General features: G+C 63.8%; 4 protein-coding genes. All 4 read right to left on the minus strand.

Features of this window, described 5'->3' with window-relative positions; genetic code table 11:
* Nucleotides 1-55: 55 nt before the first annotated feature.
* The 4 genes from ABH909_RS14145 to ABH909_RS14160 all read right to left on the minus strand — a co-directional run bounded on the left by ABH909_RS14145 (nt 56) and on the right by ABH909_RS14160 (nt 21,710).
* On the minus strand, nt 56-13,990 hold the full coding sequence (locus ABH909_RS14145; RefSeq protein ID WP_429434012.1) for a non-ribosomal peptide synthase/polyketide synthase: 13,935 nt from the start codon (nt 13,988-13,990) through the stop codon (nt 56-58).
* A 52-nt stretch (nt 13,991-14,042) separates the two neighbouring features.
* Complete coding sequence (locus ABH909_RS14150; protein WP_429434014.1) at nt 14,043-17,105, minus strand: non-ribosomal peptide synthetase; 3,063 nt, start codon at nt 17,103-17,105, stop codon at nt 14,043-14,045.
* A 112-nt stretch (nt 17,106-17,217) separates the two neighbouring features.
* Nucleotides 17,218-18,264 carry a TauD/TfdA family dioxygenase gene (locus ABH909_RS14155; protein WP_429434017.1) on the minus strand — a complete coding sequence of 349 codons (1,047 nt, stop codon included), beginning with the start codon at nt 18,262-18,264 and terminating at the stop codon, nt 17,218-17,220.
* 17 nt (nt 18,265-18,281) lie between these two features.
* Entirely contained in the window at nt 18,282-21,710 is a 3,429-nt protein-coding gene (locus tag ABH909_RS14160) for a condensation domain-containing protein (RefSeq protein WP_429434020.1), read from the minus strand.

Genomic DNA, 21,710 nt, shown 5'->3' on the forward strand with positions numbered 1-21,710 from the left:
GCACGTGCGCCGCGAGCGGCGCACTCCGAAGTCAAATTCAGGGCGATGGCGGGGCTCACTTCCTCGGCCCCAGGCGTTTGAGCAGCATGTCCAGAGACTTCTGGTTCATGCCTTTGGCCAGCGGGAAGTCCGAGGGCATCAGCGCCCCCGCCTGTGGGTCGAGGCAATGCCCGACCAGCGCTTGCAAATGCTCCAGCAAGCGAGCGGGCAAGCGACTGTCGGCGCTCGGCGTGACGCTGTGCCAGTGGATATGCAACACGCCGTCTTCCAGCCAGGCCACCACTTCACGGCCATGGCTCACGCGGTTGGCCAGTGCCACTTCCGGCGGCGCGGTCAGGCTGCTGGCGCGCAACCAGCCCTGTGGCGTTTGCTCATGCCCCAGGTAGTTGAACAACACATCGCCACGGCTTGGCGGCAACGCGCCGCGCTGGCGCAGCAGCCCGTGGCCGAGGCCATTGCCCGGCACGGCGCGCAACGCTTCCTTGGCATCGCGCACTCGTTCGCCAGGGGCACCACTGGATTTCACCCGCAACGGATAGAGGGTGGTGAACCAGCCGACGGTGCGGCTGACATCCAGGCCCTCGAACGGCGCATCGCGACCATGGCGCTCCAGATCGACCACGATGTCGGCGCGGCTTTCGGCTTCCGCCAGGGTGGCGGCGAGGGCGGCGATCAGCAGCTCTTCCGGTTGTGTGCGATAGGCGGCGTGGGACTCGGTCAGCCATTGATGAGTGCGCGCCGCATCCCAACGGGCCGACAAGGTTTGACGCTCGGCGACCGTGGCCACGGGCGCGGTGTTCACTGCGGTCTGGGCATTCCAGTAGCGCTGTTCGGCGCTGACCTTGCCGGCATGGGCGTGCAGGTATTCGGCCCATTGACGGTAGGACGTGGTTTTCGCCGGCAGGCCTGGATTCTCGCCTCGCTCCAGCCCTTGATACAGCTGCTGGAAATCTTCCAGCAGCGGTGTCCATGACACGGCGTCGACGACCAGGTGATGCGCGACCAGATACAGGCGTTGCGGTTCGCCCTCCAGCAATGCCGCCGCGAACAGCGGGCCATGTTGCAGGTCCAGACTTTGCGCGACTTGCTGCAGTTGCTCAGGCTGTTCGCAGCAGATCAAACGAGCGGGCGATACCGGTGCGATGTGCGCCTGCCATTGCCCGTCAACCTCGGCGAAACGCAGGCGCAAGGCATCGTGGTGGGCCACCAGCCGATCCAGCGTCGCCTGCACCAGGGCCGGCTGCAGACGACGATCGCTATCGGCCAATACCGACTGATTCCAGTACGCCGCTTGCGGCTGTTGTTGGTCGAAGAACCACTGATGCAACGGCATCAACGGCATCGCACCGGTCACATCACCTTGTTCGGCCAGAGTCAGCAACGGACTGGCCACCTGCGCCAGTGCCGCCGGGGTCGGCGAGCGGAACAGGTCTTTGGGCGTCAGCGAGTAACCCTGTTCGCGCAATCGCGAGATCAGTTTCAAACCGAGAATCGAATCGCCGCCCAACGCGAAGAAGCTGTCCGAAGTCCCGACTTCACGGCCACCGGTCAGGGACTCACCGAGCAGTTCACCGAACAGTTGGCAGAGCAGGGTTTCCAGTTTGTTGCGCGGTGCGGCGTAATCTTCCTGGGTCTGCGGCAGTGGCAGGGCAGCCAAGGCCTTGCGGTCGATCTTGCCGTTGGTGGTCAGGGGCAAGGTCGGCACTTCAACCCACACCGCCGGTACCATGTAGGCCGGCAATTCGGCGGCGAGCAACGTATCGAGGCCTGATTGCGCCGCGTTGCTGCTGTAGAACGCTACCAATCGATTGTCGATCACCAGGGTGCAGGCACCGGTGATGGCGGGCTGGCTCAGCAGAGCCGCGTCGATTTCCCCCAGCTCGATGCGCTGGCCGCGCAGTTTCACTTGATGGTCGAGACGTCCCAGGTATTCGATGTTGCCATCGGCGAGGAAGCGGCAACGGTCGCCGGTGCGGTACAGGCGATCACCGTCGATGAACGGGCTGGCGAGGAAACGTTCCTCGGTCAGGTCCGCACGTTTCAGGTAACCGCGCGCCACGCCGACCCCGCCGATGTACAGCTCGCCGATGCTGCCGATCGGCAGTGGCTGCCGGGCCTCGTCGAGGATGTACAGGCGCAGGTTGGCGATCGGTTTGCCGATCGGCACGCTCACGTCATCCACCGAGCAGCGCCATACCGAGACGTCGATCGCCGCTTCGGTCGGGCCATAAAGGTTGACCAGTGCCGCCGGGTGTTGACTCATGAAGCGGCGCACCAGATCCACCGGCAGTGCTTCGCCGCTGGCGAACACCTGACGCAGGCTGTGGCAATGGACCAGGCTCGGCTCTTCGACAAACGCGCGCAGCATCGACGGCACGAAGTGCAGGGTGGTGACCTGTTCCTGCCGGATCAGCTCGCTGAGGTAGGCCGGGTCACGATGGCCGTCCGGGCGAGCGACCACCAGCGTGGCACCGGTGATCAGCGGCCAGAAAAACTCCCACACCGACACGTCGAAGCTGTACGGGGTTTTCTGCAACACGCGGTCGTTGGGGCCAATCGGGAAGGCGTCCTGCATCCAGTGCAGACGGTTCATCAAGGCGCCGTGTTCGTTCATCACGCCTTTGGGTTGGCCGGTGGAACCGGAGGTGTAGAGCACGTAGGCCAGGTCGCCCGCCTCAACGCTCAGCGGTTCGCCCGCGGGCGCCTGGGGCAAGGCGTCGAGGGTCCAGGCGGTGTGCCCGGCCGGCAACTTCGACCGCCACTGTGGCTGGGTCAAGGTGACCCGGGCATCGGCGTCCTCGATCAGGAAGGCCAGGCGCGCGGCCGGCAACTCCGGATCCAGCGGCAGCCACGCGGCGCCGGCATGCACGATGCCGAGCAGGGCGACGACCATTTCCACGGAGCGCTCCATGCACACCGGAACAATGGCCTCGCGGCCGATTCCGGCCGCACGCAAGGCGCGGGCAACGGTTTGCGCGCGCTGATCCAGTTCGGCATAAGTCAGGCGCTGGCCGTCGAACACCAGCGCCGAGGCGTTGGGGCTGAGGGCCGCTTGTTGAGTCAGGGCCGTGTGCAGGTTGGTCGGGCCGGTGTAATGACGCTCGGTGGCGTTCCAGCGATCCAGTTGCTGCTGATCCTGTTGTTGCGGGAACAACTCGACCAGTGCTAGCTCAGGCGTTGTCACCAACGCGTCCAGCAGGGCACACCATTGCGCGCTCCAGCGCTGCATCGTCGCCTCGTCAAACAGCGCCGATTGATATTCCAGCGCGAGGGTCATGTCGACGCCGTCGTCCTGGACTTCCCAGCTCTGTTCGAACTTGGCATCGATCACCGGCAGCGTCTGCTCTTCGATGTTCAGGCCCGGCCATTGGCTGCTGTCCATGCGACCGTGGTTGAGGGAGAACATCACCTGGAACAACGGCGTGCGGTTCAGGTCGCGGCGCTGGGCCACGGCGCCGACCAGTGTGGCAAACGGCAGGTCGGCATGGGCCTGGGCCGCGCGCAGATCGGTCTCGAGGCTGGCCAGCAACTGCTCGGCCGGAGCCTGTTGATCGACGTCGCTGCGGATCACCAGGGTATTCACCAGACACGCCAGCAACGCTTGGGTTTGCGGTTGGTCGCGCTGGTCCGCCGGGGTGCCGAGGCGAATGTCGCGTTGACCGCTGTAACGAGCCAGCAACGCGCTCAGTGCCGTCGCAAGTACCACGTAGCTGGTGGTGCCGCGTTGACGGGCGAACTGGCGGATGGCTTCGGCACGCGAGGCGCCGAGGCTGACTGTCAGCAGTTGGGCGCGACGATCCGCTTCGGCGCCGCGTAGATGGTCCAGGGGCAGGTCGAGTTGGTAATCGTCCTCGCCGAGGTGGTTTTTCCAGTAATCCAGGCTGTCATTGCGTCGAGCCTGGGTGTCCGGGTGCTGTTGCCACAGGGCGAAATCGACATAGTCGACCTCCAGCGCCGTCCAGGCGGGCGACTGCCCTTTAAGGCTGGCGGTGTAGGCCTGGGCCAATTCGTCGATCAGCAATTGCATCGCCCAGCCGTCGGTGGCGCTGTGGTGCAGGCAAACCAGCAACAGGCTTTCGTTGCTGTACTGCCGTTGCAACAGATGCGCACGCCAAGGTGCGGCGGTGGCCAGATTGAACGGCGCCATCAGCTCGTTCTTTGCGTTGGCGCAAGTCGCTGTCCAGTCCTGCGTGGCGACCGACGTGACCTCGAGCGCCGGGCCTTGATCGTCGATCAGCAGCTGCGGCTCGCCCTGGACTTCGACAATGCGGCTGCGCAGCACCAGATGGCGCTCGCTGACCTGCTCGAATGCCTCACGCAAGGCCGGGACCTGAAGGTCGCCGCGCAAAGTCAGGGCGAATGGCATGTGGTACTCGCGCGAATCCGGCACCAGACGACTGAGCATCCAGAACCGTTGCTGAGCCAGACCCAGCGGCAGTTGTGCCGGACGCGGTTGTGCGGTGATCAGCTCCCCTGGCATCGCCGCGCGCAGATGACCGGCCAGCGCCGCCACCGTCGGTTGGGCGAATACCAGCGCCAATGGCAAGGTGGCGCCCAGGCGTTCACGGACCCGAGCGACCAGTCGCGTGGCCAGCAAGGAATGCCCGCCGAGATGGAAGAAGTGATCGTCGATCCCCACCAACGGGCATTCCAGCACTTCGCTGAACAATTCGCATAGCACCGTTTCGGTGGCGTTGCGCGGCGCGGTGTGTGGTCGGTCGCTGTTGGTTTCCGGCAATGCCGTGGCGGCCAACGCCTTGCGGTCGAGTTTGCCGTTGCTGTTGAGCGGCAGGCTGTCCAGGTGCACCCAAAGGCTTGGCAGCATGTGCGAGGGCAGGCTGTCGCTCAATGCCGCGCGCAGTGCCGCTTCATCGGCGTCACCACACCAGAAGCTCACCAGACGCTGATCGAGTAACAACGTCGCCGCGTCGCGAACGCCCGGTTGCATGAGCAGTTCAGCATCGATTTCCCCCAGCTCGATGCGCTGGCCGCGCAGCTTCACCTGATGGTCGAGACGCCCCAGGTATTCGATGTTGCCATCGGCGAGGAAGCGGCAACGGTCGCCGGTGCGGTACAGGCGATCACCGTCGATGAACGGGCTGGCGAGGAAACGTTCCTCGGTCAGGTCTGGACGTTTCAGGTAACCGCGCGCCACGCCGACCCCGCCGATGTATAGCTCGCCGATGCTGCCGATCGGCAATGGCTGCAGGGCCTCGTCGAGGATGTACAGGCGCAGGTTGGCGATCGGTTTGCCGATCGGCACGCTCACGTCGTCCACCGAGCAGCGCCAGACCGAGACGTCAATCGCCGCTTCGGTCGGGCCATAAAGGTTGACCAGCGCCGCCGGGTGTTGGCTCATGAAGCGGCGCACCAGATCCACCGGCAGTGCTTCGCCGCTGGCGAACACCTGACGCAGGCTGTGGCAATGGACCAGGCTCGGCTCTTCGACAAACGCGCGCAGCATCGACGGCACGAAGTGCAGGGTGGTGACCTGTTCCTGCCGGATCAGCTCGCTGAGGTAGGCCGGGTCACGATGGCCGTCCGGGCGAGCGACCACCAGCGTGGCACCGGTGATCAGCGGCCAGAAGAACTCCCACACCGACACGTCGAAGCTGTACGGGGTTTTCTGCAACACTCGGTCGTTGGGGCCAATCGGGAAGGCGTCCTGCATCCAGTGCAGACGGTTCATCAAGGCGCCGTGTTCGTTCATCACGCCTTTGGGTTGGCCGGTGGAACCAGAGGTGTAGAGCACGTAGGCCAGGTCGCCCGCCTCAACGCTCAGCGGTTCGCCCGCGGGCGCCTGGGGCAAGGCGTCGAGGGTCCAGGCGATGTGCCCGGCCGGTAACTTCGACCGCCACTGTGGCTGGGTCAAGGTGACTTGCGCATCGGCGTCCTCGATCAGGAAGGCCAAACGCGCGGCCGGCAATTCCGGGTCCAGCGGCAGCCACGCGGCGCCGGCATGCACGATGCCGAGCAGGGCGACGACCATTTCCACGGAGCGCTCCATGCACACCGGAACAATGGCCTCGCGGCCGATTCCGGCCGCACGCAAGGCGCGGGCAACGGTTTGCGCGCGCTGATCCAGTTCGGCGTAACTCAGGCGCTGGCCGTCGAACACCAGCGCCGGGGCGTTGGGGCTGAGGGCGGCCTGTTGAGTCAGCGCCGTGTGCAGATTGGTCGGGCCGGCGTAATGACGTTCGGTGGCGTTCCACTCGACCAGTTGACGTTGACGCTCAGACGCCGCCAACGGTGACCAGTCGCCGAGGCGAGTCTGTGGCGCATCGAGCATGGTTTCCAGCAGCGCTTGCCACTGCGCCAGCCAACGCCGGGCGGTGGTTTCGCTGAACAGCGCGGTGCGGTATTCGAGCAGCACCGACAGCACTTCACCATCATGCACTTCCCAGTTCAGGTCGTACTTGGTGGCTTGGGCGGTCACCGCCCGTTCGCGCACTTGCAACGATGGCCAGTGACTGGCCGACGCGTCAGCGTTCTGCATCACGAATAGCACCTGGAACAGTGGCGTCTGGCCGAGGCTGCGTTCCGGTGCGAGCTTTTCGACCACCTGATCGAACGGCACGTCCTGATGCTGTTGCGCGTCCAGCACGCGGTTGCGCACCTGGCTCAGCAAGCCTTCGAAATCCAGCGCCGGATCGAGGTCGGCGCGCATCACCAAGGTGTTGACGAAGCAACCGATCAGCGGCTGCAATTCGGCCAATGGACGTTGGGCAACCGGGCTGCCGACCCGCACGTCGCGCTGGTTGGCGTAACGTCCCAACAACAACTGCGCCGCGCTGAGCATCAGCATGTACAGGGTGGCACCGCGTTGTTGGGCGAACTGACGCAAGCGTCCCGCCAGTTCTGGCGGCAATTGCAGCTGTACCGCGCCGGCGGCAGGGTCGAGCTGGTTTGGACGACCCTGTTCGGTGGGCAAGTCCAGCAGATAATTGCCGTCTTCCAGTTGTGTGCGCCAGTACTCGAGTTGACTGTGGAACAGCGCCTGTTGTCCTGATTCACGCTGCCACAGCGCGTAATCCGGGTATTGCAGCGCCAGGTTCGGCAGTTCGGCGACGGTGCCTTGGCTTTGCGCGGTGTAGAACTGCGCCAGTTCATTCAACAGGTTCTGGCTGGATGCATCGTCGGTGGCGCAATGGTGCACGGTCAGCAACAGCAAGGCCTGGGCGCGACCGCTGCGGTGGATCAGCGTGGCACGGATTGGCACTTGGGTCGCCAGGTCGAAACGTTGCCCGGTTTCGGCATGGATGGCCTCATCGGTCAGCTGTTGCCAGGTGCTGTCGGTGGCCGCTTCCAGTGCTGCCACGCGCAAGGTGACATTGACCTGTGGTTCGATGACCAGCGCCAACTCACCATCGGTATCGCGCACGATCCGGCTGCGCAGGATTTCATGACGTTGAACCACGCTGTTCAGGGCCCACTGCAAGGCCTGGGTGTTCAGCTCACCGTCGAACTGCACGGCGCTGACCACGTTGTATTCGCCACCGCCCACGCTCAGTTGTTCGAGGAACCACAAGCGTTGTTGTTCGAACGACAATGGCAGGCGCGCCGGGCGGGCCGCCGAGACGAAAGTCGCCGCCGGGGTTTGCCGCGGATCACCCAGTAATGCAGCCAAAGCATCAAGACTCGGGTGTTCGAACACTGCCCGCAGCGGTGGAACCGTGGCGAACTGTTGGCGCAGACGGGCAAACAGCACCGCCGCCAGCAGTGAATGACCGCCGAGGTAGAAGAAGTGACTGTCGCGGCCGATCTGCGTCAGCGGCACATTCAGCAGCTCGGCCCACAACGCGGCGAGTTGCTGCTCGGCGACGGTACGCGGTGGGTCCTGGGCGTCTGGCGCCGCTTGAATGTCCGGCGCTGGCAGGGCCTTGCGATTGAGCTTGCCATTGTCGGTCAGCGGTAATTCATCGAGCAGCACAAATGCCGACGGCACCATGTAATCCGGCAGGGCGGCACCGATGGTTTTGCGCCAGGCGTTAATGTCGGCCTGCTGGTCGCAGGTGACATACGCCACCAGACGCTTGTCGCCGGGCATGTCCTCACGGGCCAGCACCACCGCCTGACGCACGCCCGGCTGGGCACCGATCAAGGCTTCGATTTCGCCCAGCTCGACGCGGAAACCACGGATTTTCACCTGATGATCCATGCGCCCCAGGTATTCGAGCTGGCCGTCGGGTAGCCAGCGCACCAGGTCGCCGGACTTGTACATGCGCGCATTCGCCAGCGGCGAGAATGGATCGTCGATGAATACCTTCGCGGTCTGCTCGGCGCGGTTGAGGTAGCCAAGGGTCACGCCGGCACCGCCGATGTGCAGTTCTCCCGGAACGCCGACCGGCATCGGATTGAGAAAAGCATCGAGCACGTAAGTGCGCACGTTGGCGATTGGTCGCCCGATGATCGGGCGTGCCGGGAAGTCATCCACCGCACAACCGGTCGCATCCACGGTGCATTCGGTCGGGCCGTAGGTGTTGAAGAAGCGGCTGCCGGCAATCGATGGCAGACGCTTCCAAAGTTGTGCATCCACCGCGTCACCACCAAACAGCACGAAGCGCGGCAAATACACTTCGCCGCGGCGCACGCCGTCACTTTCGAGCAAGGCCTTGAGCTGCGCCGGGGTGCACTCGAAGGCTTGCAGACGGGTTTCGCGGAAAAACTGCGCCAGGGCCTCGGGGTCGTAGCGCACCTCTTCCGGGGTCAGGTACAAGCTATGGCCATCGAGCAGCAGGATGAGCTCGGCCACCGAACTGTCGAAGGCAAACGAATAATTGAAACTGGTGCGCATCGGCTGATCGGTATAGCGCCGATACAGGCCATGGATGCGCGCCCACGCCAGATTGACCACCGAGCCGTTGGTGACCAGGGTGCCCTTGGGCTTACCGGTCGAGCCGGAGGTGTACATGATGTACGCCAGATCATCAGGACCGGCCAGCGGCGCGAGGTTGTTGTCTGGCTGATCGGCGAACAGGGCAGCGTCGCTGTCCAGGCGCAGACGCGGCAGTTCGGCGCCCAACTGTTCCAGCAAGCCGTGCTGACCGAGGAACAGCGCCGGTTGCGCGTCTTCAAGCATGTACGCCAGACGATCCACCGGGTAGGTCGGGTCCAGCGGCACATAGGCGCCACCGGATTTGAGAATGCCCAGCAAACCGATCAACAATTCCAGCGAACGCTCGACACACAATGCCACCGGGCGATTGGCGACCACGCCGCGACTGCGCAGGTAATGCGCCACCTGGTTGGCCCGGCGGTTCAGTTCGGCGTAGCTCAGGCTTTGGCCTTCGAAGCACAACGCATCGCGATCCGGGGTGCGCTCGGCCTGCTGTTCAAACAGCTGGGCGAAGGTCAGGTGCTGGGGCACCTCCATCTCGGTGCGGTTCCACTCGACCACAGTGCGTTGCCATTCCGCGGCCATCAGCAGCGGCAGGGCGGCCACCGGGCGTTGCGGCTCGGCGAGCATGTGTTCGAGCACATGCTCCAGGCGGGCGAGGGTCTGACGGGCGCTGTCGGCGGCGAACAGGTCCAGCGCAAACATCAACTCCAGCTGAATCGGCGCATTGGCCGGGCACAGCACGTGCAGATCCAGATCGCATTCGGAGTGCTTGAGCGGGGTGTCCAGCGCTTCGAATTCCAGCCCCGGGAAACGCAAGCGCGACTCCATGGCCAATTGCTGCGCGACCATCACTTGATACAGCGGTGCATGGCTGAGGCTGCGGGGCAGTTGCAGGTTGTCGACCAATTGCTCGAAGGGCAGGTCTTGATGCTGCAAGCCTTCGCGCAAGCGCTTGGCCACTTGACCCACCAGCGCGGTGAAATCCGCGTGCGGTTCAAAGTCGGCACGGATCGCCAGGTTGTTCAGCAAAATGCCGAGCAGGCCTTCGGTACCCGGTTGTTCACGGTGGGTGACCGGGGTCCCGATCAGCACCGTGGCATCGCCACTCAAACGGTGCATCAACACCGCGAAACCGGCGAACAACACGGTGAATGGTGTGGTGCCCAGACGACTGGCAAAGGCTTGCACCCGGGCACTGAGGTCGGCGCTGAGTTCACGCTGCACGATCCCGGCGCGGTAGGTCTGCACCGAGGGCCGCGGATAGTCGGTGGGCAGGGCCAGCAATGGACTGCCTTCGCTGTTGCGACGGTCCAGGGTGGTGGTCCAGTAATCGAGTTGGCGCTTGAGTTCGGCACCTTGCAGGTGCTCGCGCTGCCACAGGGCGAAGTCGGCGTATTGCACGGGCAAGGCCGGCAATTCGGCGGGGGCGCCGTTGCAACGGGCTTCATAACCCAGGGCCAGTTCGCGCAGGGCAATGGTCGCCGACCAGGCGTCCGAGACCAGGTGATGCAGGGCGATGCCCAGTACGTGTTCACCCGGTGCAACACGTAGCAATCGCGCCCGCAGCAACGGCGGCGAGGTCAGGTCAAACGGTTGCTCGAAGGTTTCCTGCAGCGCATTGAATTGCGCCCCTTCGCGAGCCGTGGCGGCCAAACCCGACAAATCATCGAACGGCAATGCAATGTTCAGCGATTCACTGATGTGCTGGCTAGGTACGCCGTCGATGCTGCGGATGCCGGTGCGCAGGATTTCATGCCGCACCAGCAAGTCATTCAGGCTGGCGTGCAGCGCTTCGACATTGAGTTCACCTTTGAGGTGCAGGGCGAAAGGGATGTTGAACAGCGTCGTGCCCGGTGTCAGTTGCTCGATGAACCACAGGCGCTGTTGTGAGAACGACAGCGGCAACAGCGTCGGTCGCGGCTGGGCTTTCGGCGTGCTGATCATGGCGGCTTGCGGTGCAGCGGCATCGGCGTGGCGGGCGGCGATGGCGACGGCCAGCAGTGCCACTGTCGGTTGTTCGAACAACACCCGCAGCGGCAAGTCGAGTTTGAAATGGCTGCGCAGGCGCGCAACGATCTGGGTGGCCAGCAGCGAGTGCCCGCCGAGGGTAAAGAAGTTGTCTTCCACGCCCACTGTGTCGCGTCCCAGGACATTGGCCCAGACGTTCGCCACGGCGGTTTCCAGTTCGTTGCGCGGCGCGATACTTTCCAGGGTGTCGGCCTGCCAGTGCAGTTCCTGGGCGGCTAGCGCCTTGCGGTCGACCTTGCCATTGTTGTTCAGCGGCAAGCGCTCAAGGCACACGAACGCGGCCGGGACCATGTACGGCGGCAATTGCGCGCGCAGGTGTTCGTTGAGTCCGTCGCTGCCCAAGGTGTCGTCGTGGGCTGACCAGTAGGCCACCAGCCAGGCTTCGCCGACGCTGTTTTCCCGCAGCAATACGGCGGCTTCGCGCACATTCGGGTGCTGCGCCAGACGGTGTTCGATTTCGGTCAGTTCGATCCGGTGGCCACGCAATTTCACCTGCTGGTCGCGGCGGCCGAGGTATTCGATCACGCCATCGGCACGCCAGCGCCCCAGGTCGCCGGTGCGGTACAGGCGACCTTCTAGCTGAGGATGGTCGATGAACGCATCAGCGGTGCGCTGCGGATCGTGCAGGTAGCCGCGACCGACGCCGACGCCTCCGACACAGATTTCCCCGGCAACGCCAACGGGCACCGGCCGCAAGGATTCGTCCAGCACATACAGACGGTTGTTGGCGGTCGGCTGGCCGATGGGCATGTGGCTGACGTTGGCGTCCGGCGCTTCGAAGATCGGCTGGAAAGCCACATCGTCGGCGCATTCGGCCGGACCGTAGGCGTTCATCAAGGCGATGTCGGGGAAGCGCGCAAACCAGTCCCGGACCACGGTCGGCGGCAGGGCTTCACCGGTGGGCAGTACCCAACGCAGGTCAGGCAGTTGCAGGTCGCACGGGCACAGCGCGAGCAGCGTGCGCATCAGGCTCGGGACAATTTCCAGTACGCTAAGGCGTTCGCTGGCGATCACTTGCAGCAGGCGTTGCGGGTCGTGTGCCACGTCGTCCGGCAGGATGTGCACCGTGGCGCCCAGTACGGGCGCGGCGAGGAACTGCCATACGGAAATGTCGAAGGCCACCGACGCGGTCTGTGGAATCCGGTCTTCGGCGTTCAGCCCCAGGGCCGGCACTTTGCCGAAGATGTTATTGAGCATGCCCCGTTGTTCGATCATCACGCCTTTGGGCGTACCGGTCGAACCCGAGGTGAACAGCACGTAGGCCAGGCTGTCCGGGCCGCCGAGCAGTGGCAACGGCGCCTCATTGCCGGATGTCCAGCAGGCTTCGGCCAACAAAGCTTTTGGCGCCTGATCGAGCTCGCTGAGCAATTGGTCGAGCAGGGCATTGCAACCTTCGCTGGCTATCAGCAACGGTGCGCGGGACAGGCTGAGGATTTCCCGCAGGCGCTCCGGCGGATGATTGACTTCAAGCGGCAACATCGCGGCGCCAGCCTTGAACACGGCAATCATCATGGTCAACAGCGCCAGGCCACGGGGGGCGACCAGCGCGACCAATTGATCTTCACCGGCACCGGCTTCGCGCAAGGCGTGCGCCAGGCGAGTGGCTCGCTGATCCAGTTCGGCGTAGGTCAGGGACTCACCGTCGCAGATCGCGGCAATCTGCCCGCCGCGTTGGGCGACCTGCGCGGCAAACAGTTCGGCGTAGCTTTGATCCAGCGGGAAGTCGTGCGGGTTGACCGCCCATTCACCCAGCAGTTGCTGACGCTCATCGACAGCCAGTAATTCGAAACTGCCCAGCGGCGCGTCCGGTGCGGCCAGCATGCCGCGCACCAGGCTGGCGATATGGCCGAGCAAACGCTGGATGGTCGACGCCTCGAAACGCTCGCGGTCGTAGGACACGCGAATGCCCAGCTGCTCGCCGGGCAAGATCACCACGGTCAGACCGTAGTGGGTGTGCACGCTGTGATCCATGCCTTCGAGGCTGAACTGGAAACCGCCTTCCAGAATCTGCTCATCGATCGGGGCGTTTTCGAACACCAGGATGCTGTCGAACAGGGTTTCGCCGCGGGGGAAATCACTCCAGCCCTGGATGTCGGTCAGCGGCGTGTGTTCAAAATCACGCATGTCGACGTTCAGCCCTTGCAGCGCGCTCAGCCACTGGCCAAGCGATGCTTCGGGATCCACCGACACCCGCAGCGGCAGGGTATTGATGAACAGACCGATCATCTCCGCCACGCCGGTCAGCTCCGCCGGACGCCCGGCCACGGTGACGCCGAACAGCACATCCCGTTGACCGCTATAGCGCGACAGCAGCAACGACCAGACCCCCTGGAAAAACGTGTTCGGGGTGATCCGGCGGTGACGACAGAAGGCGCCCAGTGCCTGGGTTTCCTGCTCGTTCAGGTGAACCAATTGATCGTCCACCAGCACCGCATCGGTGTAGCGGTCGCGGGCCACGCCATTGTCGACGGTCAGGGGCGTGGGCGCATTCAGCCCTTGCAACTGGCCGCGCCAGAACTGCTCGGCCTTGCCCGCATCCTGGCGTTGCAGCCACTGGATGTAATCGCGGAACGGCCGCGGGCTCTTGAGCTCCGGCGTGCGGTCGTTGCACAGCGCTTCATAGACCTTGAGGAAGTCCACGGTCACCAGGGAAATGCACCAGGCGTCCATCAGGATGTGGTGGAAGCTGCGAATGAATTCGTAGGATTCATCGGCCAATCGCACCAGGCGGAAGCGAATCAGCGGCGGCTTCGAGAGGTTGAAGCCGACCTTCTGCTCGTCTTCCAGCAGCGTGCGAATCCGCGCTTCCTGTTCGTGCGCAGCGAGCCCGCGCAGGTCGAGGGTGTCCAGCGGCACCTTGACCTCGCGATGGATGACTTGCACCGGTTGCTTCTGGGTTTTCCACTGAAAACTGGCGCGCAGGGAAGGGTGCAGCGCCACCACCTGGCGCCAGGACTCAAGGAACGCCACTTCATCAATGGCACCGCCGATTCGGTAGCGATCCTGCATCAGGTACACACCGGAATCTTCGTGCAGCAGGGAGTGGAACAGCATCCCTTGCTGCAACGGCGACAGCGGGTAAATGTCTTCGATCGGATTGCTGCTGGTTTTTTCGGTGGTCATTGAAAACGTCCTGCAAAAAAAGGGGCGACGATGTGGCGAGGTAGGCAGTCGATCAAAATTCGTTCTCGTCGAGTTCAGCCATCAGCGCCTGCATTTCGTCATCGGACAGGCCCGAGGCGCTGAACTCGGTGCTCTGGGCTTCAGGCTGCGCACGGTTGGCGCTCACTGGCTGGGCGACTTCGGCCATGGCGGCAATGGTCTGGCGCTCGAAGACATGCTTGGCCGACAGCGCGATGCCTTGCTCATGGGCCTGGGCCACCACTTGCAGGCTCAGGATCGAATCGCCGCCAATGGCGAAAAAGTTCTCGGTGACGCTTACGGTCGGCAGTTTCAGGACCTTGGCGACGATGGCTTGCAGGGTGGTTTCCATTGCATTGCGCGGCGCCACGTGGGTGCTTTCGTCGAACTGATCCGGGTCGGGCAACTGGCGGGTGTCGAGCTTGCCGTTGGGGGTGCGCGGGAAAGTCGCCAGGGTCAGCACCCGGGCCGGCACCATGTACGAGGGCAGGCGTTCACCAAGGAAACGCTTGATCGCTTCCGAGTCCGGCGCATAACCATGGGCGGCCACGATGTAAGCCAGCAGACGCTTGCCGGCGGCGTGTTCTTGCACGATCACCGCGGCTTCGCGCACGTCGCTGTGGCTGCACAGTTGACGCTCGATTTCCCCGAGTTCGATGCGGTAGCCGCGCAACTTGACCTGATGGTCCTTGCGGCCGAGGAATGCCAGGCGTCCGTCCGCCAGCCAGCAGGCCAGGTCGCCCGTGCGGTAGGCGCGGGTGCCGTCGGCGAGCGTGACGAAGGCTTTGGCGGTTTCTTCGGGTTTGTTGCGATAACCGCGGGCCAGGGTCGGGCCGGCGAGAACGATTTCCCCCGGTTCGCCGATGCCGCTGCTGATGCCGTGTTCGTTCAGCACACGCAGATCCATGCCGGCAATCGGCCGGCCAATGGTCAATGTCCGGCTCGGGTCCAGCACTTCATAAGTGGCCCAGACCGTGGCTTCGGTGGGGCCGTATTCGTTCACCAGTCGCGCCTTCGGCAAGGTCTTGCTGTGCTGGGCGATCAACGACGGCGGGCAGGCTTCACCGGCAACAATCCAGCACTCGAGGCTGTCGGTACTTTCGGCGCGTTGCAGTGGATCGAGCAGGGCTTGATAGAGCGACGGCAGCGACAGACCGTGACTGACCCGATGCCGGGCAATCAACTGGGCCAGACGGGACATCTCAAGTTCTTCGCCGGTAGCCGGCAATACCAGGCGCCCGCCCTGGGCCAGTGTCCAGAAAATCCCGGCGACCGAGCTGTCGAAGGCAAACGAGGACAACAACAGGTAGGCACGCACCGGCGTCTCATAGGAGGCCATGCGCACCTGGGTGGAGAAGCTCAACGCACTGTGGCTGATTTCCACGGCTTTCGGTGCGCCGGTGGAACCGGAGGTGTAAATCAGATACGCCAGATCGTCCGCGCCGGGCAGGGGCAGTGGCGGCAAGTCGCTGGACGGGGACGCCGTCAAGTCGTCGAGCACGAAGCGTTGCAGTGTGGCGGGCACGCTGTCGGCCAACTCCGCGCTGACCACGATGTGCGCAATGGCGCTGTCGGCGAGCATGTAGGCGCGACGATCCGCCGGGTAGGTCGGATCAACCGGTACGTAAGCCCCCCCGGCTTTCAACACCGCAAGCATGGCGACAATGGCGGCGTTGCTGCGGGCGAACAGAATGCCTACGGGCACGCCTGCACCGATACCGGCCGCCACCAGTTGATGAGCCAGATGCGTGGCGCAGGCATCGAGGCGGGCGTAACTCAAGTCGCCGTCCTTGTCGCTGAGGGCGATGGCGTTCGGCTGCTGTTGAACCTGACGGGCGATCAGCTCGACCAGCGTCACCGATTCGATCAGCGGCAGGTTCGGTTGGGCGTCGATAATCTGCGCTTGCAAAGGCCCTCTCAGTGCTTGATGAGCCCAGGCTTGCTGCGGCTCGGCCAGTGCGCCCAGCAACAGTTGCAGCCATTGCTCGGCGAGGCAGGCCGCCGCGTCGGCGCTTAATGTATGGCGGTCGTAAACCACGTGGGCGTACAGGCTGTCGGGCAATTGACGGACGTTCAGACAGGCCTTCGCCGGGTTCATTACAGCGCTGGCAAAACGCTCCCGGGCATCGCCCGAACGCCAGGCAAAGGCGTAGCCGCCATTGAGGTCCTGGGTGTAATAGTCCTGCCAGCCAACCGTGCGCTCGACCATGGCCGCGACATGTTGGCTTTGCTCCAGCAGCGTCGCCTGGCCATCCAGATCGATGCGCACCGGCAGGCACTGCTCGAACAAGCCCAACGCGCTTTCCAGTTCCGGGCCGCGGCTTTCGTGGATCAGGGTGATCGGAACTTGCTGCTGACCGGCCAGGCGTCCGAGGACGGCGGCCCAGGCGGTCAGCATCAGGTTCGAGGTCAGGGCCGGGTGGCGGGCGAGGTCGGTGGGCAAGGCCAGGTCCACTCGCGCCGGGGCAAACCCGTCGCCGCTGCTGGATTCAAGCGACAGCTGCAAGGCCGGCTGTTCGGTTTCGCTCAGTGGTTTCCAGAAGTTCACCCCGGGATGGTTCGGCTCGTCTTCTGTCAGGCTCCAGCGCCACTCGGCGTAATCGGCATATTGCAGCGCTTCGGCCAGATCCGGGGTGGCGTCTTGCAGCAGCGCAGCGGCCAGCAGTTTCAGGCTGGCGAGGTCGAAGTGGCTGCTGACAGCGGCCAGGTCCAGCACCGACTGTTCGTCCGACAATCGCACCAGAGTCACGGACAGCGGAGTCGTCCAGTCACGGGGCTGTGCGGCAAGGCTGGCCAGTGTGGCGTCCTGATCGGCGAGGCTGTGCTCACGCAGATCCTGCACCGCCACAGGCAGCGCGCCGGTGTCGTGAATCACCTGTACCGGGTGGCGCAAACCTGGCACCGGCATCAGGCGCGTGCGCAGGATTTCACTGTCGGCCATCAGCGCCAGCAAACGGCTGTTCAGCGCATCCAGATCCACCGGTTGGTACAGCGACCATTGCAAATGGCAGCTGAAGGGGTGTTCGGCCGCGCCGTTGATGTGGGGGTATACAGAGGCCTGTTGCGGCGAAATACGAAAACCTTGGAGTCCGCTCATGTTCAACTCGACTAAAAATGGGGGTTAAACCTGGGCCATGGCAGAGGTGCCGAGGCTCGCTGACCGGTTGTCAGGTGAGCCTCTTGCAAACAGCGGATGTGCCCTTGAAAAGTCAGACGGCGACGTCGCTTTGCAGCAGGGCTTCGGCCATGCCGGTCATGATTGCGCGTTCGCCGGTGAAGGGTTCACGACCGTGCACCGCGAGCATGTTGTCGATGAACAACACGTCGCCCTGCTGCCAGCTGAACCGCACCAGCGAGTCGAGGTAGGCCGCTCGCAGCGACTCCAGTACGTGCGGTTCGATCGGTTCGCCGTCGCCATAGAAGGTGTTGGTAGGCAGGTCGAGGTCGTTGAAGTTGCTTTGCAGTGAGTCGCGGATCGCCGGGGGCAAGGTACTGATGTGGAAGAAGGTCGCGTGGTTGAACCAGACTTCTTCACCGGTACGCGGATGACGCACCACCGCCGGCCCGCGCTGGCGGGTACGCAGGCGGTTGTTTTCTTTCCATTCCACTTCGATGCCGACGCTGGCGCAGTAGGTTTCCACCTCTTTGCGGTCTTCGGACTGGAACACGGTCTGCCACGGCAGGCCGAAACCGTCGCCGTAGTTGCGCACGTACAGCACGCCTTTTTCGCGGAAGCGCGCTTCAATTTCGGGGCTGATGCTGGCCTTCACCGCGCGGGTCGAGCCGATGGGGGTTTCGCCGCCGGTCTCGGACGGGATGTGGCAGTAGAAGAACAGCCGCAGCGGGAAGCGTGGCGAATAGGAATGTTCGTTGTGGGGGAAAATCATCTGGTCGGCCGGGTAGTCGGTCGAGGTGTAGATGTTGCCGCCGACCCGCGTGCGCGGCGAGGCGCGGAACATGTATTCCAGCGCGCCGGGGGAGAGGGCGGCGATCACCTGATCGAATTGCTCCACGGACAGCACCGAGAACCCGCGAAACAGCAGGGCGCCGTATTGCAGCAGTTTTTTCTCCAGGGACTCGCGTTCACGAGTCGCCCAGGCAACCAGATCGACGCCGCTGACCGCCGGTTCGATCACCAGCGGCAAGGCGTGGTCCGGGTTCAGGAGGCGCTCGCTGACCAGTTGCTGTTCCGAGACGTTCATGGCTTTGCGACGCACGCCGCCAAGGGCGCGAGACTGTGGGGGCACGATAGACATAAAGGCATCCAACTCGGTTAAAGGGTCAGTGAGCGACGTTTGGTTTGCTTCATCTGGCTGCGACCGGCCAGGGCTTGGGATTGTTGGCGTTCACGCTGCAACGCCTGATCCAGGGTATCCAGCCGTTCGGCCAATGCGGGCAGCGGTTCGGCCAGCAGGTTTGGGGCCTCGCCCAGCAGGTACGTCCACAGGTGTTGCAGGCGCAGGGCGCGATCCTGATCGAAGTATTCGCCGCGGTACTTGAGGGTTGCGTCGATGCCTGCGGCGCCATGCACCAGATCGAGCACCAGGTGGAAATCGCCCGGCGCCTGGGCCACATCCAGAGCACTCATGTGCGCACCGGCGATATCGGTCGGTGTTATCCGTGACGGTTGATAGTTGAGCTTGACCTGGAACAGCGGCGAGTGACCGGGGCGGCGCTGCGGTGCAAGCGCCGACACCACCAGATCGAAAGGCAGGCCTTGGTGGGCGTAAGCCCGTCGCGCTTCATCGCGCACCCGTTCCAGAAAACCGCCCAGGGTCGGTTCGCCGTGCAGGTCACAGCGCAGGGTCAGCTGGTTGACGAAGAAGCCGATGACATCGTTGTGTTCCGCCAGCGGACGGCCGCTGACATCGGTGCCCAGCAGAAATTGCTCCTGACCGCCCAGTTGCTTGAGCACCAGTTGATAGCTGGCCAGCAGCAACATGAACAGGGTCATGCCTTGTTCGCGGGCCAGTGCCGTCAAGGTTTCGCACGTGGCCTGGGGCAGGGTGAAGTTCAGGCTGTGTTCGCCGGGGATCTGACCGCTGCCACCCAGTTCGAGGGTTTGCGGCGCTGTCGCCAGATGTTCGCGCCAGAACTGTTGTTCGGTGGCGATGCGTTCGGCGCTCCAGTGTTCGGCTTCCCATTGGGCGAAATCCAGATACTGCACCGGCTGTTCGCCAGTGACCGAGCCGGCCAGTTCCGCCAGCAACACTTGCGCCGAACGTCCATCGAAGGCGATGTGGTGCAGGGTCAGTAACAGGTCGTGTTGCTGGTCATTGCGGCTGAGCAACTGGGCGCGCAGCAGCGGCCCTGTCTCGAGCTCGACCGGTGTGGCGTGTTCGTTGGCCAGGCAGTCGCTGAGGGTTTGCTGTTGCTGTGCCTCGCTCTGATCATGCAAATCGTGCCGGGTCAGGGGTACGGCGATGGCCGGCAACACCTGTTGCTGCGGGCCATCGACACCATCGCGATACACCGTGCGCAACACACTGTGACGGTTGACCAGGGTATTGAGGCGCAACGCCAGGGTTTCGACGTCGAGCGGTCCTTGCAGGCTCAGGTGCAACACCAGGTTGTGCCGGGTATCGTCCGGGTTCAATTGGCGCAAGAACCACAAGCGACTTTGCGCAAATGATTGCCGACTTTGGCTGACGCTCGCACGCGCGATCGATGTGCTGGTCACGGGTGCAGGCCCGCTCAGGAAAACCTGCAAGGCCAGCGCCCATTGCGCCAGGGTCTGTTCGCCGAACAGGCTTTGGGTGTCGAGACTCCAGCCCAGATCCTGGTACAGGCGAGCGGCAAAATCGGCCACGCTGATAGAGTCCAGGCCGAGGCCGATCAGGCTGAGTTCAAAGTCTGCCGTCAGATACGGATTGACCTCGCGCAGGGTTTGCTCAAGCCATTGACGGCACGCGGCCTGCGCGAGTTGCGGCGCAGTGCCCACCAGATGTTTCAGTTGAACGAGGTCAAGGGTTTCGCTGTTCGAGGCGATCGGCCCACCGCTCTGGGCGATGATGCTCAAGGTGCCCGCCGCCAATTGCTTGCGTGCGCCCTGACGGGCGATCTTGCCGCTGGTGGTCATGGGAATGGTGCCGGCTTCCACCAGAACGATCTGGTCGATGCCACAGTCGGCGGCTTCGCGCACGGCGTTTTGTATCGAGGCGAACAGCGCCGGATGTCGCGTCGGATCGACGAACTTACGCTGGGGCTCGGCGACGATCACCAGTTTCTCGCGCCCCAGCAGCGGGTCCATTTCCGAGAAAGCGGCGATGCGCCCGGTACGGATGCCCGGCTCGGCATCGGTAATGGCGAATTCAATGTCGTGGGGGTACAGGTTGCGGCCGTTGAGAATCAGCAAGTCCTTGAGCCGACCGCAAATGACCACTTGGCCTTCGTGCATGAACCCCAGGTCGCCGGAGCGCAGGTAATAACCCGGTTCACCCACGATTTGCGCTTCGAAAGCCTCGCGGCTGGCTTCGGGGTTTTTCCAGTAGGCCTCGGCATTGCTCGGGCCTTGCAACCAGACTTCACCGATGTGATCAGTAGCGCAACGGTGGTGATTGTGCGGATTGACGATGGCAATGTCGTGCAGTGCCTGCGGATAACCGCAGGCGACGAACTCCACGGCAGCGGCATCGGCGGCAGCCAAGACGGCGCGACCGGTTTCCAGCACAGCTTTGTCCAGGCGCAATACCACCGGCAACGCATCGGCCGGCGTGGCACTGACACACAGCGTCGCTTCGGCCTGGCCGTAACCGGGGCTGATTGCCAGCGGGTTGAGACCGCAAGCGGCAAAGCGCTGGGCGAAGGCTTCGAGGGTGCCGGGGTGGATCGGTTCGGCACCGTTGATTGCATGTTGCCAGGCGCTGAGGTCGAGCTGTGCGATGAGGTTGTCGCTGACCACGCGGTTGCACAGGGCATAGGCGAAATTGGGGGCGAAACTGGCAGTGGCGCGGTAGCGGCTCAACGCTTGCAGCCAGGTCGACGGTGCGTTGACGAAGGTCTGCGAGGCCATCAGGTAGCAAGGCATGCCGCTGTAAAGCGGGGCCAGCATGCCGCCGATCAGACCCATGTCGTGGTACAGCGGCAGCCAGTTGACCATGGCGCCATGCTCATCGAAACCATAGGCCTGGCGCATCAGTTCGACGTTGGCGATCAAGTTGCGCTGGCGTACTTCAACGCCTTTGGGCGTGCCGGTGGAGCCCGAGGTGTATTGCAGGAATGCCACGGTCGCACCGTCGACATCCGGACGTTGCCACTCACTGGCCGGCGGCGTACCGAGGTCCTGGACCGTCAATACGTCGACCTGGCCTTCCATCAGTTCCAGCAAACCCTGGCAATGATCCGCCGGGGCGAGGATCAGCGACGGGGCTGCATCCACCACCACGTTGCGTACCCGGTCCAGGTGACGCGGTTTGCGCGACGGTGGCGGGAACAGCGGCACGGCGATCAGGCCGGCATATAAACAGGCGCAAAACGCCCGGGCGTAGTCGAGGCTGCTGGGCAGCATCAATAACACGCGATCGCCCGGCAGGTAGCGCAATTGCAACGCTGCCGCCAGCGATTGCGACTGCTCGTGCAATTGGGCAAAGGTCAGGGTTTCGCCGATCTCGACGCCGTCTGGCAAGAAGTGCAAGGCAGCACGCTGCGGGAAGTGCAGGGCGTTGGCCTCAAGCACGTCGATCCAGTGTTTGAATGAAAACAT

It is taken from the genome of Pseudomonas sp. BS3782 TE3695 (assembly GCF_050435305.1).
Taxonomy (GTDB): Bacteria; Pseudomonadota; Gammaproteobacteria; order Pseudomonadales; family Pseudomonadaceae; genus Aquipseudomonas.